Below are 18,322 nucleotides of genomic sequence, written 5' to 3' on the forward strand. Positions count from 1 at the left end.
AGCGTTCATTCTGAGCCATGATCAAACTCTCAAGTTTATGTCACCAGCCAATCGCAGTGGAATTCCACGATCAACCAGCCCATCTCAAGGAGCCGCTCTGCACAATATCATTCAGACACCCTACCCGACCAAGGCCAGACAGAGTGTCCATTACATATGGAATATGTGAAGGACATATGAGAACGACTTAGCTTTGAACGATACCCCGAACCCTTGAGGAGCCCGAGAACCGCAAGCCGCCGCCCACATGTCCCTTCATCTTAACCTACAATGTCAAAGAGCCGACAAAAATACCGACACTCGCATAACCCCTCCCTAGGAAGAAGCTTGCAGCATCCAGTTTTTTGCGACCGCGGTAGAGGCCACTGAGGCACTCCGCTGCGGTGACACCCCTCTAAGTGAGGTTCCGATTCGGGTCAAACACAATCTTTCACATTTGTGGCAATTTCCTCGGCCTGACGCGTTTAGGCCGCCCGATGCCCCGTTCCAGTCGCTAGCGGCATAGCGCTTGGCGGCTCCGTTCGATGCCGTTGCTGCACAGTATTTCCAACGCCTTGGTTCGATCGTCGCTCCATCATCGGCTTAAGTGCTTGTGAAGGCCGTTACCGCTACATGCCCGGAGCGATGGACCCAGCGAGCCCCGCACCTGTCACTGCCACCCCCGTTTCCGACGAACCGAGTTCGCTTGCGGGCCATGTTCGCAGCGCGCTCATCTGGCGTTCGGGTAGCCAGATCGTCGCGCAGCTCGTGTTATGCAGCGCCACCTTCCTGATGATCCGCATTCGCGCGCCGGCCGACTATGGGCTGTTCGCAATGTGCCAGGTCATCCTCACCTTCATGGGGTGCTCAACGGCTATGGCCTGACGAGCGAATTGATCCAGCAGAAGACGATCACGGACCGCGAAGTCCGCCAGCTGTTCGGGATGCTGATCCTGCTGAACGTCGCCCTGACGATCGCGCAAGTCTCGCTGGCTCCGCTGGCAGCCGCCTATTACCGGCAACCGATCGTCGGCGACATGCTCGGAATCCAGGCGCTGTTGTATCTCACGACGCCGTTCATTGCGCTGCCGTACGCGCTGCTCTCTCGGGCGATGGACTTTCGTCATCAAGCCAAGGCGAACATCACAGCCTCGATCGCGTCCGTGAGCGTTGCGCTGGGCGTTTCGCTGTACTGTCTCGGCGTGTGGACGCTGGTGATCGCCCCGATCGTGCTGTTCGGCGTGCGCGGCGCGATGATGACGTGGAGTGCGCGGTCGCTCGTGTGACCGAGTTTCGACTTTCGCGGGGCGGGCACGATCGCACGCTATGGCGGGGTGATGGCGGCAGGACAGCTATTCTGGTTCCTGCAAAGCGAAACCGACGTGTTCATCGCCAGACGCAGCTTCTCCGCGCATACGCTGGGGATCTACACGACCAGCCTGTTCCTGACCCAGATCTTCGTGTCGATGTTCGTGCCGCCGCTGAACGAGGTTGCCTTTTCCGCCTATGCGCGGATGCAGGCCGATCCCGATGCGATCGGTCGCGCGTTCGTGAAGGGCGCCCGGATGGTCATGATCGTCGCGATGCCGTTCTACATGGGGCTGGCCGTGACAGCCGAGCCGATGGTCCTGACCGTGCTCGGCATATAAATGGCGGGAGACGGCGCCCATAGTCCATCTGCTCGCGCTGGCGATGCCGTTCATGACGTTGCAGGTGCTGTTCACGCCCGCATCCGATGCGCGTGGCCGCCCGGGGATCGGCGTGCAGAATGGCGCGGTCGGCGCGCTGATACTGACGATGGCGTTCCTGGTCGGCGTGCAATGGGGACCTACCGGCATGGGCGTGGCATGGATAACGGCATATCCGGTCTACATGGCGATCAGCGCCTGGCGGACGTTGCCGGTGATCGGCGTACGCGCGCCCGAGGTGGTGCGCGCGGTCGCATCGCCCGCACTGGCAGCGATCGCGATGGCGCTGGTCGTTGGATTGATCGATCGCACGCTGCCGCCGCTATATGCGCCTTGGCGGCTGGCGTTGCTCGTGACGATCGGTGCCGCGGTCTATGCGACGTGGATGCTGGTCTTCGCGCGCGCCATCGTCCGCGAGCTGATCTCCGTCCTGCGGAAACAGCCTACGCCCGCCTGACCCCACGGAACGTTACGCGGACTGGATATATTCGCGCATGGCCGCCGCGTCCGCCTCGATCCGGTCGATGCGGTATTTGACGAGGTCGCCAATCGACACGAAGCCGACGAGCGCCTCCCCATTGATCACCGGGAGGTGGCGGATGCGCCGCTGGGTCATCAGCGACAGCGCACCGATCGCCGACTCGTCGGGTCCGATCGACTTGACCGCGGTCGTCATCACGTCCCCGATCCGACGTTGCAGCGCCGATGCGCCATCCGATTGCAGGCAGTGGATGACGTCGCGTTCGGAGAAGATACCGACCACCCGGCCGCCATCGAGTACTGGCGCCGCACCGATCCGCTTCTCCGCGAGCAGCGCGACTGCGTCCGCCACGGTGGAATCGGGGGTCAGCGACTGTATGTCGCCCTTGTCCTTCAGGCCCTTGTCTTTCAGGATCGCCGCGATCGTCATCTTCGCCTCTCCTCAACTGCGTCTGTTGCGCGTGGCTTGAGAAAACCATGTTTGCGCGGCAATGTGAAGCGATGACCGATCGACCGCCTGAACCGCCCGTCGGGCTGGACGACCCGCACTATGCCGCGTTCGCCTGGGCACGGTTTCGTGAGATCATGGCATGGATGATCCTGGCTGCGGCCATATGCGTCGCGGCGGTGATTGCGACGATGGCGTATGTACAAGGGCCGCTGCACCTCGTGACGATGCTCGCGGTGATCGGCGGAGTTGGCGGATCCGTGATGCTCGCGGGACTGTTGATGGGCCTCGCCTTCCTCAGTTCGGGAAGCGGGCATGACGAGAATGTGACCCGGATCGATTGAGCGGATCGGGAAAGCAGGACTCTGGCTACCGTTCTACCACGCATGCAGAACCTGGGTAGGCCACGAACACCTGATCTAGCCGTGGACTCCGGCCTTCGCGGGGAGCGGCATTTATGGTGTGCGCCAAGCCGTAAAAAAGCCGGCACCGCGTGATGCGATACCGGCTTTTCCCGTTTCACCTGATGATCCCGAAGCAGTTCGGACTGATCGGATCAGCCTGCCTGGACTTCGTCCGGCACCGCGCGAACGCGACGGCGACGGGGCTTTTCCTCGGGCGTGGCGTCCGAAGCGGCGGCATCAGCCGCGGGTGCCGGTGCCGGAGCGGGCGTGACCGCCGAAATGCCAAGCGATGGCGGCAGGCGATCTGCGTCGAACGCGGTTGGTGCGCCCTCGTCCTGCGCAACAGGTGCGTCGAGGCTGCGATCGCGGCGCGGGCGTCCGCGACGGCGGGGCTGCTCCTCGGTTGCGGCCACGGGCGCCGTGGCCTGGGAGGTTTCGGCCGGCTGGGCGACCTGATCGTTGGTCGGCAGGGCGGTCTCGGTCGCCAAACGCAGCGTGTCGGCTTCCGAGTCCTGGTTGGCATTGGCCACCGGTGCGCTCATGCGGGGCGTACGACGGATCGTCTCACGCTGCGGCGCATCGCGGTAGTCGCTGCGGGGCTCGCGAACCTGCTCCTCGCGCCCGTTCTCGCGGGGCTGGGTCTCACGGGGCTGGGTCTCACGCGACTGTGCGTCACGAGCCTGGGCCTCACGCGCTTGTCCCTGCTCTTCACCGCTGCGGTCGTCGCGTGGCTGGGCATCACGTGGCTGGGCATCGCGGGGAGCGTTGCGCTGGTTGCGCTGGCCGTCGCCACGGACGCGGTCTTCGCGCTGGCCGTCGTTACGCGGCTGAGCCTCGTTACGGGGGCCTTCGTTACGGGGGCCTTCGTAGCGGCTGTTCTCGTACCGCGGGCGCTCTTCGCGCTGGGGACGATCGTCGCGCTGCGGCCGATCTTCACGGCTCTGGCGGGGTGCGTTCTGGTACTGGCCGTTCTGCTGGCCGCCACTCTGCTCGCCACGCGGCTGCTCGGTCGCACCCTGCTGCTCGCCCGAACGGATCGGTTCGCCCTCGTCGCCGTAATCGTCGTCGCCGTCGAGATCGAACGGCTGCTGGCGGCGTGGCTGTTGCTGGGCCTGCGGCTGGCTCTCTTCGAAGCGCGCGCGGGTTTCGCTCAGGACGCGGAAATAATGGTCCGCGAACTGGAGGTAATATTCGATGTTGACGCGGTCGCCCTGCATCTGTGCGTCGCGCGCGAGGTTCTTGTACTTCTCGTACAGCTGGCTCGCGTTGCCGCGCGCGCGGCTGTCGATGCGGTTGCCGGTATCGCGACCACCCTGGCCACCGCCGCCACCTTGGCGTTGACCGCCACCGCTACCGCCGCCGCCATTATTATTGTTGCCACGACCGCGACGGCGGCCGGCTTGCCGGTTGTTGATCAAGCTTGTGTCCTCAGTCGTCGAACCAAAATCTGGTCGTGCTCCGAAATGCGGTGCAAACCCCCCGCCGCGCACCGACGATCTATACGAGATCGGTGCGTCGAACTTGCCAGGGCCGCCGGACTGCAGCGACCTCAAAGCGAAGGATGCGGGTCAACGCTCAAAACCGACCATCATGTCGAGATTGCGTGCCCCTGCCCGCGTGATAGCGTCCGCAAGGGACCTACTACAAGCGAAATGTGAGGTTTAGCGCCATATTGTTCAAGGTTCGAAGACTTTGGTCGCGACCAGCGCGCGCGGGTTGCCGCCATAGTCGTGGTGGAGCGCTACGTGCAGACCTTGGGCTCCGAGCAGCGCGGTGACGGGGGTGGCCTGCGCCGAGCCGATCTCGATGACCGCCGCGCCACCGGGGGCGATCAAGGCGGGGAGTTGTTCGGCGAGGATGCGGTAGTCGTCGAGCCCGTCGCTGCCGGCGAAGAGCGCGGCGTGCGGTTCGTGGTCGTGGACTTCGGGCGGGAGGTGCTCGTGGGTGGCGATGTAGGGCGGGTTGGCGAGGATCAGGTCGAACTGGCCGACGATGGCGCCCGCCCAGCTTCCGCGCATGAAGTGGGCGCGGTTGGCCATGCCGAGGGTTACGGCGTTGGCGCGGGCGTAGTCGAGCGCCTGGGGGGAATAGTCGATGCCGAGGCCTTGCGCGGGCCATTCGTCGAGGGCGGCGAGGAGCAATGTGCCGGGGCCGGTGCCGAGGTCGAGCACGGTTGCGGGAGCGCGGCCGGCGAAGTGCGCCTGGGCGGCGATCAGGAGCGTTTCGCTGTCGGCGCGGGGGACGAGCGCGCCGGGGCCGACGGCGAGGTCGATCGACCAGAAGCCGCGGGTTCCCGTGATGTAGGCGATGGGCTCGTGGCGGAGGCGGCGTTCGACGAGCGCGGCGAAGGTGGCGGGGACTGTATAGCGGGTCGGGTCGAGGAGGATCGCGTTGCGGTTTACGCCGAGTGCGTGCGCCATGAGGAGTTCCGCGTCGAGGCGGGGGGTGGCGGAGAAGGCGAACTGCGCGGCGGCGGTGGCAATGGCTGCACTGACTCCCCCGCCCGCTTGCGGGAGGGGGTTGGGGGGTGGGCACGCGCTCAACACGAACGCACCGGATGCGATTGGTCGAAAGACCAGAGCGATCCGTTCGTGTGGAACCAGCCGCGAGCCCACCCCCCGACCCCCTCCCGCTTGCGGGAGGGGGGGAAGTAGGAGGGATCACCCATCCAGCTGCGCCAGGCGGTCTGCCTCGTCCTGGGCGACAAGCGCGCCGATCAGTTCGTCCATCTCGCCTGCGACGATCTCGGGCAGACGGTGGAGCGTCAGGTTGATGCGGTGATCGGTCACGCGGCCTTGCGGGAAATTGTACGTCCGGATCCGTTCCGAGCGATCGCCCGAGCCGACCATCGACTTCCGCGCGCCGGCCCGCTCGGCGTGAAGCCGGTCGCGCTCCGCCTCGTACAGGCGCGTTCGCAGCACGCGCAGGGCCTTGGCCTTGTTCTTGTGCTGCGACTTCTCGTCCTGCTGGATCACCGTCAGGCCGGTCGGGATGTGGACGATCCGCACCGCGCTGTCGGTGGTGTTGACCGACTGGCCGCCGGGGCCCGACGAGCGATAGACGTCGATGCGCAGGTCCTTGTCGTCGATCTTGACGTCGACCTCCTCTGCCTCGGGTAGCACCGCGACGGTCGCCGCCGAGGTGTGGATCCGCCCGCCGGCCTCGGTGGTCGGGACGCGCTGGACGCGGTGGACGCCGCTTTCGAACTTGAGTTTCGCGAACACGCCCTGGCCGGTGACGCTGGCGACGACTTCCTTGAAGCCGCCCGCGTCGGACGACGAGCCGGAGATCATCTCGACCCGCCAGCCCTGCGATTCGGCATAGCGCTGGTACATGCGGAACAGGTCGCCCGCGAACAGCGCCGCCTCGTCCCCGCCGGTGCCGGCGCGGATCTCGAGCATCGCCGCGCGCTCGTCGGCGGCATCGCGCGGCAACAGCGCGAGCGCGAGCTTGCGGTCGGCGGTTTCGAGCAGCGTGCGGTTCTCGTGCAGTTCCTCGGACGCCATCGCGCGCAGTTCGTCGTCGGCATCGTCGGCCATGAACGCGAGGCTTTCGGCCTCCTGCCGCAACCGGCGCACTTCGGTGGCGGCCTGCGCGACGGGTTCGAGCTCGGCATATTCCTTCGACACCGCGACGAAACGGTCCGAGGGGAGATCGCCGGTCGACATAAGCGCCTGCAACTCGTCACGCCGCGCCTCGATCGCGCGGATGCGGTCGGGGGAGATGGTGGTCATGCGGAAGGCCGCTCTAAGCCAAGCCCCTCAACCTCTGACCAAAAGGTCGCCTCGATCTCGGTGTCGAGGCTGCCAACCAGATGACGCGGGCGAAAGCTATGCGTGTAGTGGCCATCGCGCACATCAAGCGAGGCGATCCAGTCCGGATCCAAGCGCTGCGCTTTGGAGTATCTTTTGCTCGTATTACCCGTGACGATGAGCTCTGTTGCGACGCCCCCGCGCCGCATTCTAGCTGCAAGTGCGAGCGCGTCTGCCTGACGAGCGTTGTTCTCCGCCACAATGACAAGCTGTGGAGCACCAACCGCAGGCTCCTCCAGCAGCATCGCCAGCCGCTCCACGCCGGCCGCCCAGCCGACGCCAGGGGTTTTGGGGCCACCAAGACTTTCGATCAGCCCGTCATACCGGCCACCAGCCAACACCGTTCCCTGCGAGCCCAACCGATCGGTCACGAACTCGAACGCGGTGTGGCGGTAGTAGTCGAGGCCGCGGACCAGTCGTGCGTTGCGCTCCCATGCGACGCCGGCCGCATCGAGCCCGGCGGTCACCGCCTCGAAGAACGCGCGCGCTTCGGGAGTCAGGTATGCGTCGATGTCGGGTGCGCTGTCGGCGATCGGGCGGTCGCGGGGATCCTTCGAGTCGAGAATCCGCATCGGGTTCTTCTCGAGCCGGGTCAGGCTGTCCTCCGACAGTTCCCCGCGATGCGCCTCGAAATGCGCCACCAGCGCCTCGCGCCAAGCCTCGCGCGTCGCCGCATCGCCCAGCGTGTTGAGTTGGAGCGTCACGCCCTCGGAAATGCCGAGTTCGCGGAGCAACTGATCCGCCAGCACGAGCAGTTCGACGTCCGCCGCCGGCTCGGCAGCCCCGATCACCTCGGCGTCGATCTGGTGAAACTGGCGGAAGCGTCCCTTTTGCGGGCGTTCGTAGCGGAATACGGGGCCGCTGGTGGTGAGCTTCAATGGTGAGAACTGCTGCCAGCCTTCGGTCAGATAGGCGCGGGCGATGCCGGCGGTGAACTCGGGGCGGAGCGTGAGCGAATCCCCGCCGCGATCCTCGAACGTGTACATTTCCTTCGACACGACATCGGTCGTCTCGCCGAGCGAGCGCGCGAACACGGCCGTGGATTCGAACACCGGGATATCGATCCGCTGGAAGCAATACAGCGCGCGCACCCGTTCGAACGTCGCCAGGACGTGCGCGAACCGGCGCTGCTCGTCGCCGAAAATGTCCTGGGTGCCACGGATGCGGCGCGGGGTTTCTGTCTTGGCCATGATGCGCGCGTATCTAGGCGACGTCCCCGCTAAGCGCTAGCGCTGTAGCATGACCAGCAAAGCCAGATATTGGGGTCTCGGGCAGCGCGTCGCCCCGCCGCGCTTCGTCCTGTTCGTGCTGGTCTTCGCGATCGGGCTGGTCGCGATGATCCCGCGCTTCGGGCTCGGCCGGGGCACGATGGCGGCGTTCGACGTCGGTGCGGTCGTGTTCCTGATCGCGGTCTCGACGCTGTTCCGCAACGCCAGCGCCGAGCGCATGCGCCGAACGGCGGTGGAGAACGACGCCAACCGCGCGGTGCTGCTCGGGTTCAGCGGGACGATCATGATGGTCATCCTGGTCGCGGTGGCCAAGGAACTGCAGGGCAAGAACGACGCGGTCGGAATCGCGCTGACGATCACGACGCTGGCGCTCGCGTGGCTGTTCTCGAACATGATCTACACGCTGCACTATGCGCATCTCTATTATGTCGACGATCCGGACGGGCAGGACGCCAAGGGGCTCGACTTTCCGAGTTGCGACGAGCCCGATTACTGGGACTTCGCCTATTTCGCGTTCACGCTGGGGATGACGTTCCAGACGTCGGACGTGCAGATCACCTCGCGCCGGGTGCGGAAAGCGGCGCTTGGCCAGTGCATGGCGGCGTTCGTGTTCAACATCGGCGTGCTGGCGTTCACGATCAATGTGCTGGGGAGTGGTTGAGGGTCCGCCACCGTCAGGATGACGGGAAGGGTTTGGCGACGCCGGAGGGGCCCCGAACCACGCCTCGGTAAAGGACTGGACGACTGCCCTTTATCGCGATTACACCTCGTGTCATCGTCTCTCAGCCGGAAGGCCCTTCCTTGATCCGCAAGCTCCTCGTCGCATCCCTGCTCGCGTCTGCCGTTCCTGCCATCGCGCAGGTCCCCGCCGGCAACACCGCGCCGCAGCCCGTCCCGTTCGTCGACACCATTCCCGACCCGGTCGACACGCCCTATCCGGGCACGCTCATCCTCGACGTCGATGCGACCGATACCGAGCGCGGCATCTTCCGCGTGAAGGAGACGATCCCGGTCGCCAAGGCAGGCCCGATGGCGCTGCTCTATCCGAAGTGGCTGCCGGGCGCGCATTCCCCGCGCGGCGAGATCGAGAAGCTCGCCGGTCTCGTGATCCGGGCGAACGGCAAGATCGTGCCCTGGACGCGCGATCCGGTCGATGTGTTCGCGTTCCACATCGACGTGCCGACTGGCGTGAAGAGCATTGTCGCCGAATTCCAGTTCATCTCTGCCACCAAGGGCGACCAGGGCCGTATCGTGATGACGCCGACGATGGTCAGCCTCCAGCCGAACCTCGTCAGCCTGTACCCGGCCGGCTATTTCACGCGCCAGATTCCGATCAAGATGACCGCCACTTATCCGGCGGGCTGGACCGCGGCGGGTGCGGTGCCGGCCAAGGTATCGGGATCGACCTACAGCTACGACACGACCAACTACGAGATCCTCGTCGACTCGCCGACGCTCGCGGGCAAATACGGCAAGGTCTGGCCGCTCTCCCCCCGCGTCGGCCTCAACGTGTTCGCCGACAGCCCCGATCAGCTTGCCGCCAAGCCCGAGCAGATCGACGCGCACAAGCGCCTCGTCGATCAGGCGGTGAAGACGTTCGGCGCGCAGCATTACGACCGCTACGAATTCCTGCTGTCGATCACCGACCAGCTCGGCGGGATCGGCCTGGAGCATCATCGCAGTTCCGAGAACGGCGTCCGTCCGGGGTATTTCACCGAGTGGGAGACCGGTGCCGCCGGCCGCAACCTCCTCCCACATGAGTTCACGCATAGCTGGGACGGCAAGTTCCGCCGCGGTGCCGACCTTTGGACGCCCGATTTCCGCACGCCGATGCGCGATTCGCTGCTGTGGGTGTACGAAGGCCAGACGCAGTTCTGGGGCTATGTGCTCCAGGCGCGGTCGGGGCTGGTCAGCAAGCAGGACACGCTCGACGGCTATGCCTCTATCCTCGGCAACTACGATACCGCGCCGGGCCGTCAGTGGCGTCCGCTGATCGATACGACCAATGACCCGGTCATCTCGGCACGCAAGCCGAAGGGCTGGACCAGCTGGCAGCGGTCGGAGGATTATTACAACGAAGGCCTGATGGTCTGGATGGAGGTCGACGCGATGCTCCGCCAGAAGTCGAACGGCGCCAAGTCGATCGACGATTTCGCGCGCGCCTTCTTCGGCGTCCGCGACGGCGATTACGGCGAGCTGACCTACACCTTCGCAGACGTCGCCAAGACGCTCAACGGCATCGTCCCCTATGACTGGGCGACGTTCCTCAACACCCGCCTGACCGAGACGGGCAAGCCCGCGCCGATCAACGGCTTCGCGATGAACGGCTACAAGCTGATCTATGGCCCCGAGCAGAGCCCGTATCTGAAGCAGGCCGAGAAGACCCGCGGCACCGACGTCAGCTATTCGCTGGGCATGGTGATCAACAAGGAGGGCGTCGTGACCTCGTCGATCTGGGACAGTCCGGCGTTCAAGGCTGGCCTCGACGTCGGCACCGAGATCGAAGCGGTCAACAACGAGGCGTATTCGTCCGACCGGATCAAGGCGGCGATCCTTGCAGCGAAGGGTACGAAGGTGCCGATCCGCCTGACTGTAAAGAACAACGACCGATTCCGGGACATCTTGCTCGATTACCATGACGGCCCGCGCTATCCGCGGCTTCAGAAGGTGGGTACAGGTGACGGCGGGCTGGACAAGCTGCTGATGCCGCGCTGACCAGAGACTAATCCAACGTGGTGCCGGCCGCTCCCCAGACGAGGAGCGCCGGCATCGCCATTTCGAAAGGACCGCCATGCGTATCGATCTCATCCCGACCGGCAAGAACCCGCCCGAAGACCTGAACGTCATCATCGAAGTGCCGACCGGTGGCGAGCCCGTGAAGTACGAGTTCGACAAGGCATCGGGCGCGCTGTTCGTCGATCGCATCCTGCACACGCCTATGCGGTACCCCGCGAACTATGGCTTCGTGCCGCACACGCTGAGCCCCGATGGCGATCCGCTCGATGCGCTCGTGATCGCACGTTCGCCGTTCATCCCGGGCTGCGTCGTCCGCGCACGCCCGATCGCGGTGCTGAACCTGGAAGACGAAGCCGGCGGCGACGAGAAGCTCGTCTGCGTGCCCGTCGATTCGGTGTTCCCATACTACGCGAACATCGGCGAGCGCGGCGACATGCCGGAGATCGTGTTCGAGCAGATCGAGCACTTCTTCACGCACTACAAGGACCTGGAAAAGAAGAAGTGGGTCCGCGTCGGCAAGTGGGGCGATGCCGACGAAGCCAAGCGCGTGACGATCGAGGCGATCGAGCGCTACGAAGCCGAGAAGGCCAAGGGCGAAGAGCCGATGAACGCGGACGACATCGTCGGGCGCTGATCGGATGACGACGGCGTCTCGTTCGGTCTACGACATCAGCGTCCGCGCGGCGCAGATCGGACTGTACGAGACGCCAATCGGGCACGGCGACTGGCCTATGCCGTCGTGCTGACCGCGGCGTTGCGCTCAACGCCCTTGTCTTCCCCCCTCCCTGGAAGGGAGGGGCGGGGGTGGGTCGGCTTCCGCATACCGGACCGTGGTCGGCGAGTGGCAAAAACCGGCCAACCCACCCCCAGCCCCTCCCTTTCAGGGAGGGGAGCGGGACGGCGCCCAGACCTACCGCCCTGCCAGCTTCACCAACGCATCCCCGGACATCCGTTGGATCGTCCAGTCCTCCATCCCGACCGCGCCGACCTTCCGGTAGAATGCTATCGCGTCGGCGTTCCAGTCGAGCACCGACCATTCGAACCGCGCACAGCCGCGATCGAGCGCCACGCCCGCGAGATGCGCCAGTAGCGCGCCGCCGACCCCCTGCCCGCGCGCGTCCGGCGTCACGTACAGGTCCTCCAAATACAGCCCGCGCTTGCCCGTCCAAGTCGAGAAGTTGTGGAAGAACAGCGCGAAGCCGAGCGGACCGTCCGCAGTCTCCGCTATCAACGCCTCGGCTGCCGGGTTTTCCCCGAACAGCGCCTCTTCCAGCATAGTCTCTGTCGCCTCGACTGCATCCGGTTCGCGCTCGAACGCGGCGAGTTCGCGGACGAAGCGCAGGATCGTGCCGACATCGGCAGCGGTGGCGGAACGGATGACGGTCATGCACTAGCCTCGATCGATGTCTGCGCGATGTCACGCCGCCGCGCCGCGTACAGGCACGCGACGACGATGATCGCCGCGCCCGCCAGCGTGAACGCCGATACCCGCTCGCCGAATACCAGGAAACCCAGCACCGCGGCATAGACGAACGAGGTGTATTCGGTGGTCGCGAGAAACCCCGTGTCGCCGTGTGCATAGGCCCAGCCGAGGAGCCACAGCGATGCAGTCGCAAGCCCCGCGGCCAGCACGAGCTTCGGCCACTCCGCGGCCTCGGGCACCACTGCGAGCCACGGTGCCGCCAGCGCCAGCGTCGCGGTGATGACGAGCGCCTGGAAGAACGCGATCTCGCCCGGGCGCGCGGCCTGGCTCTGCATCCGCGCGATCACGAGGTTGACCGCATACAGCACCGCGGAGCCGAGGATGGCGAGCGTGCCGTGGAACGTCTCGGGTCCCGGCACCTCGCGTCCCTGCCCGATCATCACCACCAGCACACCGCCGAGTGCGGCGATCGACGCGACGAAGGTCTTCCACCCGACACGCTCGCCCAGCGTCACCGCCGCGAGCAGCAATGCGAGAATCGGCGCGATGTAGGTGAGCGATATCGCCTGTGCCATCGGTACGCGCGCGAGGCCCCAGAAGAAGAGCACCGCCATCGCCGTGGTTACGAGCCCGCGCGCCAGATGCAGCTTCAGAGCACGCCCGCTCGGCCGTCCGCTGTTCCCCATCTTCCACGCGACCGCGCCGAGACCGACGCTGATCATCTGCCGCCAGAGGAGCGCGTTATAAACGCCGATCGCCAGGACGAGCGACTTCATCACTGCGTCCATCATGGAGAACAGTCCGATGCCGAGCGCGGCGATCGCGAAGGCCAGGGCGGGGGAGACGACGCGGTTCGTCACGGGACTAGACCGCATTGTGAACGCTCAGTGCCCGGAGGATTACCATGCGATCCGCTTAACCGGCATCCCATCGCTACGCTATCGTCGACGCGGGTTCCGTTTCGATAGAGCGGTGCCCACGCAATATTACTGTTCCCTCGCGAACGCGGGGGGCCAGGACCACGAACGCTATCGCTTGTAACCCTGGGCTCCCGCTTTTGCGGGAGAACCGCCGGGGGGCTTCCACCCGAGGCCCCGTCATCCTGACGTAAGTCAGGATCCAGAGCCAAAAGCGCGCCGTTCGTGACCCTGGATCCTGACTTTCGTCAGGATGACGGGATAATTGGAGCCACTCGCGTAAATCGCTATTCCGCTGCCATCTCCGGCACCAATGCCGCGACTGCCGCGTCCGCAGCCTCGATTTCCGCAGCCTTCGCCTCGACGAGCCGGACAATGTGATCGACCATGTCGGCATCCTGGACGTGGTGGTCGGTCACGCCCGACAGATAAACCATGTGCTTGCCGTTGCCGCCGCCGGTGATGCCGATGTCGGTCTCGCGCGCTTCGCCGGGGCCGTTGACGACGCAGCCGAGCACCGAGAGCGACATCGGCGTGCGGATGTGCTGCAACCGCTCCTCCAGCGCCTGGACCGTGCGAATCACGTCGAAGCCCTGCCGCGCGCACGATGGGCACGACACGACGCGGACGCCGCGGTTGCGGATGCCGAGTGCCTTGAGGATCTCGAAGCCGACGCGGACTTCTTCTTCCGGCTCGGCGGAAAGCGACACGCGGATCGTGTCGCCGATGCCGTACCAGAGCAGGCTGCCCATCCCGATCGCGGACTTGACCGTGCCGCCGACGAACCCGCCCGCCTCGGTGATGCCGAGATGCAGCGGGCAATCGACCTGCTCGGCGAGCTGCTGGTACGCCGCCACCGCGAGGAACAGGTCGGACGCCTTCACCGCGACCTTGAACTCGTGAAAGTCGTGGTCCTGCAACAGCTTGATATGATCGAGCGCCGACTCGACCAGCGCGTCCGGGCAAGGCTCGCCGTATTTTTCGAGCAGGTGCCGCTCGAGCGAGCCGCCATTGACGCCGATCCGGATCGCGCAGCCATTGGACTTGGCCGCGTCGACGACCTCCTTCACGCGCGCCGCCGAGCCGATATTGCCCGGGTTGATCCGCAGGCACGCCGCGCCGGCATCCGCGGCTTCCAATGCGCGTTTGTAGTGGAAATGGATGTCGGCGACGATCGGCACGCGGCTCGCGCGGACGATCTGCTTCAGCGCGGTGGTCGATTCGACGTCGGGGCAGCTGACGCGGATGATGTCGACGCCCGCCTCTTCGCAGCGCCGGATCTGGTCGACCGTCGCACGCACGTCGTCGGTCGGCGTGTTGGTCATCGTCTGCACCGTCACCGGCGCATCGCCGCCGACGGGGACGTTGCCGACCATGATCTGGCGGCTCTTGCGGCGGGTGATATCGCGCCAGGGACGAAGGGACATGGGGATTCCTCGGGAGTTCGAGGATGCATATAGCGACTTGCGCGGTGGAACGGAACATCGCTGGCGTGACGGCACTGGCAAGGACGGCGCTGGCGGGTGCGGCCAACGTCGGCCATAGCGGCGCGACACATAGGAGCCCGGTCGATGACGCTTTCCCTCTACGATGCGACGATCCCCTCGAACCTCCAGATCCTCCGCGCGGTCGACGCCCTGCTCGACAAGGCCGAGGCCTTCGCGGTCGAGCGCGGTATGGAGCCGGCGACGCTGATCGACGCGAAGCTTGCCGATGACATGCTGCCGTTCGGGTATCAGGTGAAATCGTGCGCCGCGCATTCGGTCGGCGGGATCGAGGGCGTCCGTTGCGGCACATTCTCGCCCGACCGATCAGCCTGGCCGACCGATTTCGCGGGGCTCCATAGCGTCCTGCGCGACGCGATCGCCACCTTGGAAGCGATCGACCGGGACACGTTCGATGCGCTCGCCGACAACGACACGAAATTCGAGTTCGGCACGTTCGTCATGCCGTTCACCGGCGCGAACTTCCTGCTGTCGTTCTCGCAGCCCAACTTCTATTTCCACGCCACGACGGCCTACGCGATCCTGCGCGCGCAAGGTGTGCCGATCGGCAAGCGCGACTTCATGGGCACGCCGCGCATGAAGGTTTGAAACGGCCCGAAACACAGTCGCGGCGATATATTGCAGGAGCACCGGTCGGTCCCAAACACCACCTCGACCGTCCTGCGCTTGCGGCACCGCCCCACGCCCCGTAGGGCCGCGCGATGAACCGGCATTTCGGCATGGACTGGCTGCGGATCGGCGCGTTCGCCCTGCTGATCGTCTACCATATCGGCATGGTCTTCGTGCCGTGGAACTTCCACGTGAAATCGCTCCATGTCGAGAACTGGGTGCGGCTGCCGATGCTGGCAAGCAACGCGTGGCGGCTGACGCTGCTGTTCGTCGTGTCGGGATATGCCAGCCGCGCGCTGCTCGCCCGGTCGAGCGGCACCGCCGGGTTCTTCGCCAATCGCTGCAACCGGCTGCTCGTGCCGCTGCTGTTCGGCATCGCGGTGATTGTGCCCCCGCAACCCTGGGTCGAGCTGGTTACGAAGCATGGCTATGCCGGCAGCTACTGGACGTTCTGGACACACGATTATTTCCGCTTCGGCAAGCTCGCAGGGCTTTCCCTACCTACCTGGAACCACCTGTGGTTCGTCGTCTATCTCTGGGTCTACACCACCGTCCTGACGCTCGGGGTCGTCACCGTCCGAGGCCAGTGGCTGCAACGCGCGTTCGACCGGGTGTTCGCCGGCTGGGCGGTGGTGCTGCTGCCGATCGCGTGGCTCGTGTTCGTCCATGGCTGGTGGCTGCCGATGGTCGGCGAGACGCAGGCGTTGTGGGGCGACTGGATCGCACACGTCACCTATTTCCCCGCCTTCCTGTTCGGCTTCGGGCTCGCGCGGTCGGAGCCGGCGATGGCGGCGATCGCACGCTGGTGGAAGGTCGGCGCGATCGCGGCGCTGCTAAGCTATCTCTGCATCATCGGCATCGAACTGCGCTGGCCGGCGGATGTCCCGACGCCGCGCTGGGTCTACACGCCCTACGGCATAGCGCACGCGGTCGAGCAATGGGGCGCGATCGTCGCGCTGATCGGAATCGCCGAGCGCCACTGGAACCGCGATCATCGCTGGCGGCCGATGCTGACCGAGGCGGTGTTCCCGTTCTATCTGATCCACCAGACGATCATCGTCCTCGTCATGTACGCGTTGCTCCCCGCCGGCCTGCCGGGCGGGGTGGAGTTCGCATGCCTGCTGGCTGCGACGATCGTCGGCTGCGTCGCCTTCTACTGGATCGGCCGCAGCATCGCGCCGCTCCGTCCCCTCATCGGCCTCCGCGCCCTTCCCTCGAAAGACTCAGCATGACCTGGACCCTCGTCATCCACGGCGGCGCCGGCAAACTCGATAGCGAAATGGTCTCGCCCGAGCAGGACGCAGGCGCGCGCGCCGGCCTGTCGCGCGCACTCGACGCCGGGTCGAAAGTGCTGGCGGATGGCGGCAGCGCGCTCGATGCGGTCGAAGCGGCGGTCCGCGTTCTGGAGGACGATCCGCACTTCAACTCGGGCCGAGGGGCGGTGTTCACGCATGACGGCACGCTGGAGCTCGACGCTGCGATCATGGACGGGCGCACGCGGGCGGCGGGAGCCGTTGCCGCCGCCACCGCAACACGCAACCCGGTCGGGCTCGCGCGCGCGATCCTCGACGACGGACGCCACGTGTTTCTTGCCGGCAAAGGCGCTGACGCGTTCTCCCGCGATCGGGAATTGCCGCAGGCCGACGCTGACTGGTTCGCGACTGACGAACGACGCCGGCAATTCGCCGAGTTCCAGGCGGATGGCGGCGGGTTCGACGTCGACATGAAATACGGCACGGTCGGCGCGGTCGCGTGCGACACACACGGCCACGTCGCCGCCGCCACCTCTACCGGCGGGGTCACCGGCAAGCGCTGGGGCCGGATCGGCGATACCCCCGTGATCGGCGCGGGCACCTTCGCCGACGATCGCGCCTGTGCCGTGTCGTGCACGGGATCGGGCGAGTTCTTCCTCCGCGTCGGCGTCGGCCATGAGATCGCCGCGCGTGTCCGCCTATCGGGCGAATCGCTGCAGGTCGCCGCCGACGCGGTGCTTGCCGAAGTGAAGGCGCTCGGCGGCACCGGCGGGGTCATCGTCGCGGGGCCGGACGGCGACATGGCGTGGGGCTTCAACACCGTCGGCATGTACCGCGGCACCGCGTCGTCAGCGGGTAGCCGGACGGTCGCGATCTACGCTAACGAAGCGGCATGAAGCGCTATCTCCTCGCCGCGATTGCCTCGCTCGGCCTCGCCTCCCCCGCCACCGCGTTCTGGGAGTATGGCCACCAGACCGTCGCGCAGATCGCCTATGCCAACGTCACGCCCAAGACCAAGGTCGCGATCCGGCGACTGCTCGCGCAACAGGCGTTGCTCGACACGCCCGAATGCCCGGCGGGCACGATCGAGGAGGCGAGCGTCTGGGCGGACTGCATCAAGCCGCTCAAGACCGCCGACGGGAAGTCGCGCTTCGGGTTCGCGTATAGCTGGCACTACCAGAACGCCGACGTCTGCGCGCCGTTCGACCTGACGCCCGCATGCAAGGACGGCGACTGCGTCTCGGCGCAGATCGACCGCGACGTTACGCTGCTGCGCGATCGCGCCACTTCGCCGAAGGACCGCGTCCAGGCGCTGGCGTTCCTGATCCACTTCGTCGGCGATCTCCACCAGCCGCTGCATGCCGGCGACCGTCACGACAAGGGCGGCAACGACGTGAAGGCGGATTACGGCATCTACGGGCCTGCGCGGTTCAACCTGCATTCGATCTGGGACGGCCCGCTGGCGGAGCGGGCGATCTCGACGCCGCCGTCGCTGGTACGCCGCTATTCGGCGGCGGAGCGGGCGAAGATCGGGGCTGGGACGGTCGTCGACTGGAGCCGGGAGTCGTGGGGAGCGTCACATACGGCGTATGCGGCGGCGCTGGGCGGGGACGCGTGTAGTGTGGTGCCGGCGCGGGTGAAGCTCGATCAAGCTACGATTGCGAAGATGGTGCCGGTATCGCGGGAAGAGGTCCGGCGCGGGGGGATTCGGTTGGCGAAACTGCTCGATAGGGCGCTGGGGTAACCGACTTACCCTCTCCCTTCAGGGGAGAGGGAGGGGCCCGCGTGCGCTTGCACGTGGGAGGGTGAGGGGCTTGAGGCTCAGAACGCTAATCCCAA

General features: G+C 66.0%; 18 protein-coding genes and 1 pseudogene. 11 read left to right on the forward strand and 8 right to left on the reverse strand.

The genetic code is table 11. From position 1 onward, the window contains the following. Nucleotides 1-624 precede the first annotated feature (624 nt). The 3 genes and pseudogenes from U1708_RS08260 to U1708_RS08270 all read left to right on the forward strand — a co-directional run bounded on the left by U1708_RS08260 (nt 625) and on the right by U1708_RS08270 (nt 2,124). Nucleotides 625-864, forward strand: a complete 240-nt coding sequence (locus U1708_RS08260; protein WP_332745177.1) for a hypothetical protein — start codon at nt 625-627, stop codon at nt 862-864. Continuing rightward, a pseudogene (locus tag U1708_RS08265) lies at nt 843-1,628 on the forward strand (oligosaccharide flippase family protein). The gene U1708_RS08260 and the pseudogene U1708_RS08265 overlap by 22 nt, the downstream one beginning before the upstream one ends. A 43-nt stretch (nt 1,629-1,671) precedes the next feature. After that, nucleotides 1,672-2,124, forward strand: a complete 453-nt coding sequence (locus U1708_RS08270; protein WP_443030013.1) for a hypothetical protein — start codon at nt 1,672-1,674, stop codon at nt 2,122-2,124. 12 nt (nt 2,125-2,136) lie between these two features. On the opposite strand, the gene U1708_RS08275 is transcribed toward U1708_RS08270, so the two are convergent. Then, nucleotides 2,137-2,577, reverse strand: coding sequence for a CBS domain-containing protein (locus U1708_RS08275; protein ID WP_332744586.1), 441 nt, complete (start codon nt 2,575-2,577; stop codon nt 2,137-2,139). Between the two features lie 71 nt (nt 2,578-2,648). Here U1708_RS08275 and U1708_RS08280 point away from each other — a divergent pair, with 71 nt between their 5' ends. Beyond that, nucleotides 2,649-2,939 carry a hypothetical protein gene (locus U1708_RS08280; RefSeq protein WP_332744589.1) on the forward strand — a complete coding sequence of 97 codons (291 nt, stop codon included), beginning with the start codon at nt 2,649-2,651 and terminating at the stop codon, nt 2,937-2,939. A 212-nt stretch (nt 2,940-3,151) separates the two neighbouring features. On the opposite strand, the gene U1708_RS08285 is transcribed toward U1708_RS08280, so the two are convergent. From U1708_RS08285 to hisS, 4 genes are all read right to left on the reverse strand, one after another. Next, a complete protein-coding gene (locus U1708_RS08285) occupies nt 3,152-4,417 on the reverse strand; it encodes a DUF4167 domain-containing protein (RefSeq protein WP_332744591.1) in 1,266 nt (421 codons plus the stop codon). Between the two features lie 258 nt (nt 4,418-4,675). After that, nucleotides 4,676-5,542: a peptide chain release factor N(5)-glutamine methyltransferase gene (prmC, locus tag U1708_RS08290; protein WP_332744592.1), complete on the reverse strand. Its 867-nt coding sequence runs from the start codon at nt 5,540-5,542 to the stop codon at nt 4,676-4,678. A 117-nt stretch (nt 5,543-5,659) separates the two neighbouring features. Next, nucleotides 5,660-6,733 carry a peptide chain release factor 1 gene (gene prfA, locus U1708_RS08295; protein WP_332744594.1) on the reverse strand — a complete coding sequence of 358 codons (1,074 nt, stop codon included), beginning with the start codon at nt 6,731-6,733 and terminating at the stop codon, nt 5,660-5,662. Next, a complete protein-coding gene (hisS, locus tag U1708_RS08300; RefSeq protein ID WP_332744596.1) occupies nt 6,730-8,001 on the reverse strand; it encodes a histidine--tRNA ligase in 1,272 nt (423 codons plus the stop codon). The genes prfA and hisS overlap by 4 nt, the downstream gene beginning before the upstream one ends. A gap of 49 nt (nt 8,002-8,050) precedes the next feature. On the opposite strand from hisS, the gene U1708_RS08305 reads away from it, so the two are divergent. The 3 genes from U1708_RS08305 (at nt 8,051) to ppa (ending at nt 11,410) form a co-directional block, all read left to right on the forward strand. Beyond that, complete coding sequence (locus tag U1708_RS08305) at nt 8,051-8,701, forward strand: DUF1345 domain-containing protein (RefSeq protein WP_332744598.1); 651 nt, start codon at nt 8,051-8,053, stop codon at nt 8,699-8,701. A 140-nt stretch (nt 8,702-8,841) separates the two neighbouring features. Then, nucleotides 8,842-10,755, forward strand: coding sequence for a M61 family metallopeptidase (locus U1708_RS08310; protein ID WP_332744600.1), 1,914 nt, complete (start codon nt 8,842-8,844; stop codon nt 10,753-10,755). Nucleotides 10,756-10,831: 76 nt separating this feature from the next. Then, on the forward strand, nt 10,832-11,410 hold the full coding sequence (gene ppa / locus U1708_RS08315) for an inorganic diphosphatase (protein WP_307087514.1): 579 nt from the start codon (nt 10,832-10,834) through the stop codon (nt 11,408-11,410). A 276-nt stretch (nt 11,411-11,686) separates the two neighbouring features. On the opposite strand, the gene U1708_RS08320 is transcribed toward ppa, so the two are convergent. The 3 genes from U1708_RS08320 to ispG all read right to left on the reverse strand — a co-directional run bounded on the left by U1708_RS08320 (nt 11,687) and on the right by ispG (nt 14,543). After that, nucleotides 11,687-12,163: a GNAT family N-acetyltransferase gene (locus tag U1708_RS08320; RefSeq protein WP_332744603.1), complete on the reverse strand. Its 477-nt coding sequence runs from the start codon at nt 12,161-12,163 to the stop codon at nt 11,687-11,689. Further along, nucleotides 12,160-13,074 carry a DMT family transporter gene (locus U1708_RS08325; RefSeq protein ID WP_332744605.1) on the reverse strand — a complete coding sequence of 305 codons (915 nt, stop codon included), beginning with the start codon at nt 13,072-13,074 and terminating at the stop codon, nt 12,160-12,162. Before U1708_RS08325 ends, U1708_RS08320 begins: the two co-directional genes overlap by 4 nt. Before the next feature lie 329 nt (nt 13,075-13,403). Next, nucleotides 13,404-14,543, reverse strand: a complete 1,140-nt coding sequence (gene ispG, locus U1708_RS08330; RefSeq protein ID WP_332744607.1) for a flavodoxin-dependent (E)-4-hydroxy-3-methylbut-2-enyl-diphosphate synthase — start codon at nt 14,541-14,543, stop codon at nt 13,404-13,406. 144 nt (nt 14,544-14,687) lie between these two features. On the opposite strand from ispG, the gene U1708_RS08335 reads away from it, so the two are divergent. The 4 genes from U1708_RS08335 to U1708_RS08350 all read left to right on the forward strand — a co-directional run bounded on the left by U1708_RS08335 (nt 14,688) and on the right by U1708_RS08350 (nt 18,227). Beyond that, nucleotides 14,688-15,209: a DUF1993 domain-containing protein gene (locus U1708_RS08335; protein WP_332744609.1), complete on the forward strand. Its 522-nt coding sequence runs from the start codon at nt 14,688-14,690 to the stop codon at nt 15,207-15,209. Nucleotides 15,210-15,322: 113 nt separating this feature from the next. Next, a complete protein-coding gene (locus U1708_RS08340) occupies nt 15,323-16,462 on the forward strand; it encodes an acyltransferase family protein (RefSeq protein ID WP_332744611.1) in 1,140 nt (379 codons plus the stop codon). Continuing rightward, complete coding sequence (locus U1708_RS08345) at nt 16,459-17,379, forward strand: isoaspartyl peptidase/L-asparaginase family protein (RefSeq protein WP_332744613.1); 921 nt, start codon at nt 16,459-16,461, stop codon at nt 17,377-17,379. Before U1708_RS08340 ends, U1708_RS08345 begins: the two co-directional genes overlap by 4 nt. Then, entirely contained in the window at nt 17,376-18,227 is an 852-nt protein-coding gene (locus U1708_RS08350; protein ID WP_332744615.1) for a S1/P1 nuclease, read from the forward strand. The genes U1708_RS08345 and U1708_RS08350 overlap by 4 nt, the downstream gene beginning before the upstream one ends. Nucleotides 18,228-18,322: the final 95 nt, after the last annotated feature.

This window comes from Sphingomonas arabinosi (genome assembly GCF_036663715.1).
In the GTDB taxonomy this organism is placed as follows: Bacteria; Pseudomonadota; Alphaproteobacteria; order Sphingomonadales; family Sphingomonadaceae; genus Sphingomonas.

Excerpts from the sequence above, each read along its gene's own strand:
- hisS (WP_332744596.1), bottom strand. The coding sequence starts at position 8,001 with ATGGCCAAGACAGAAACCCCGCGCCGCATCCGTGGCACCCAGGACATT.
- U1708_RS08325 (WP_332744605.1), bottom strand. The coding sequence starts at position 13,074 with ATGCGGTCTAGTCCCGTGACGAACCGCGTCGTCTCCCCCGCCCTGGCC.
- U1708_RS08280 (WP_332744589.1), top strand. The coding sequence starts at position 2,649 with ATGACCGATCGACCGCCTGAACCGCCCGTCGGGCTGGACGACCCGCAC.
- U1708_RS08340 (WP_332744611.1), top strand. The coding sequence starts at position 15,323 with ATGAACCGGCATTTCGGCATGGACTGGCTGCGGATCGGCGCGTTCGCC.
- prfA (WP_332744594.1), bottom strand. The coding sequence starts at position 6,733 with ATGACCACCATCTCCCCCGACCGCATCCGCGCGATCGAGGCGCGGCGT.
- U1708_RS08275 (WP_332744586.1), bottom strand. The coding sequence starts at position 2,577 with ATGACGATCGCGGCGATCCTGAAAGACAAGGGCCTGAAGGACAAGGGC.
- U1708_RS08335 (WP_332744609.1), top strand. The coding sequence starts at position 14,688 with ATGACGCTTTCCCTCTACGATGCGACGATCCCCTCGAACCTCCAGATC.
- U1708_RS08260 (WP_332745177.1), top strand. The coding sequence starts at position 625 with ATGGACCCAGCGAGCCCCGCACCTGTCACTGCCACCCCCGTTTCCGAC.
- U1708_RS08345 (WP_332744613.1), top strand. The coding sequence starts at position 16,459 with ATGACCTGGACCCTCGTCATCCACGGCGGCGCCGGCAAACTCGATAGC.
- U1708_RS08320 (WP_332744603.1), bottom strand. The coding sequence starts at position 12,163 with ATGACCGTCATCCGTTCCGCCACCGCTGCCGATGTCGGCACGATCCTG.
- ispG (WP_332744607.1), bottom strand. The coding sequence starts at position 14,543 with ATGTCCCTTCGTCCCTGGCGCGATATCACCCGCCGCAAGAGCCGCCAG.
- U1708_RS08270 (WP_443030013.1), top strand. The coding sequence starts at position 1,672 with ATGCCGTTCATGACGTTGCAGGTGCTGTTCACGCCCGCATCCGATGCG.
- U1708_RS08305 (WP_332744598.1), top strand. The coding sequence starts at position 8,051 with ATGACCAGCAAAGCCAGATATTGGGGTCTCGGGCAGCGCGTCGCCCCG.
- ppa (WP_307087514.1), top strand. The coding sequence starts at position 10,832 with ATGCGTATCGATCTCATCCCGACCGGCAAGAACCCGCCCGAAGACCTG.
- U1708_RS08350 (WP_332744615.1), top strand. The coding sequence starts at position 17,376 with ATGAAGCGCTATCTCCTCGCCGCGATTGCCTCGCTCGGCCTCGCCTCC.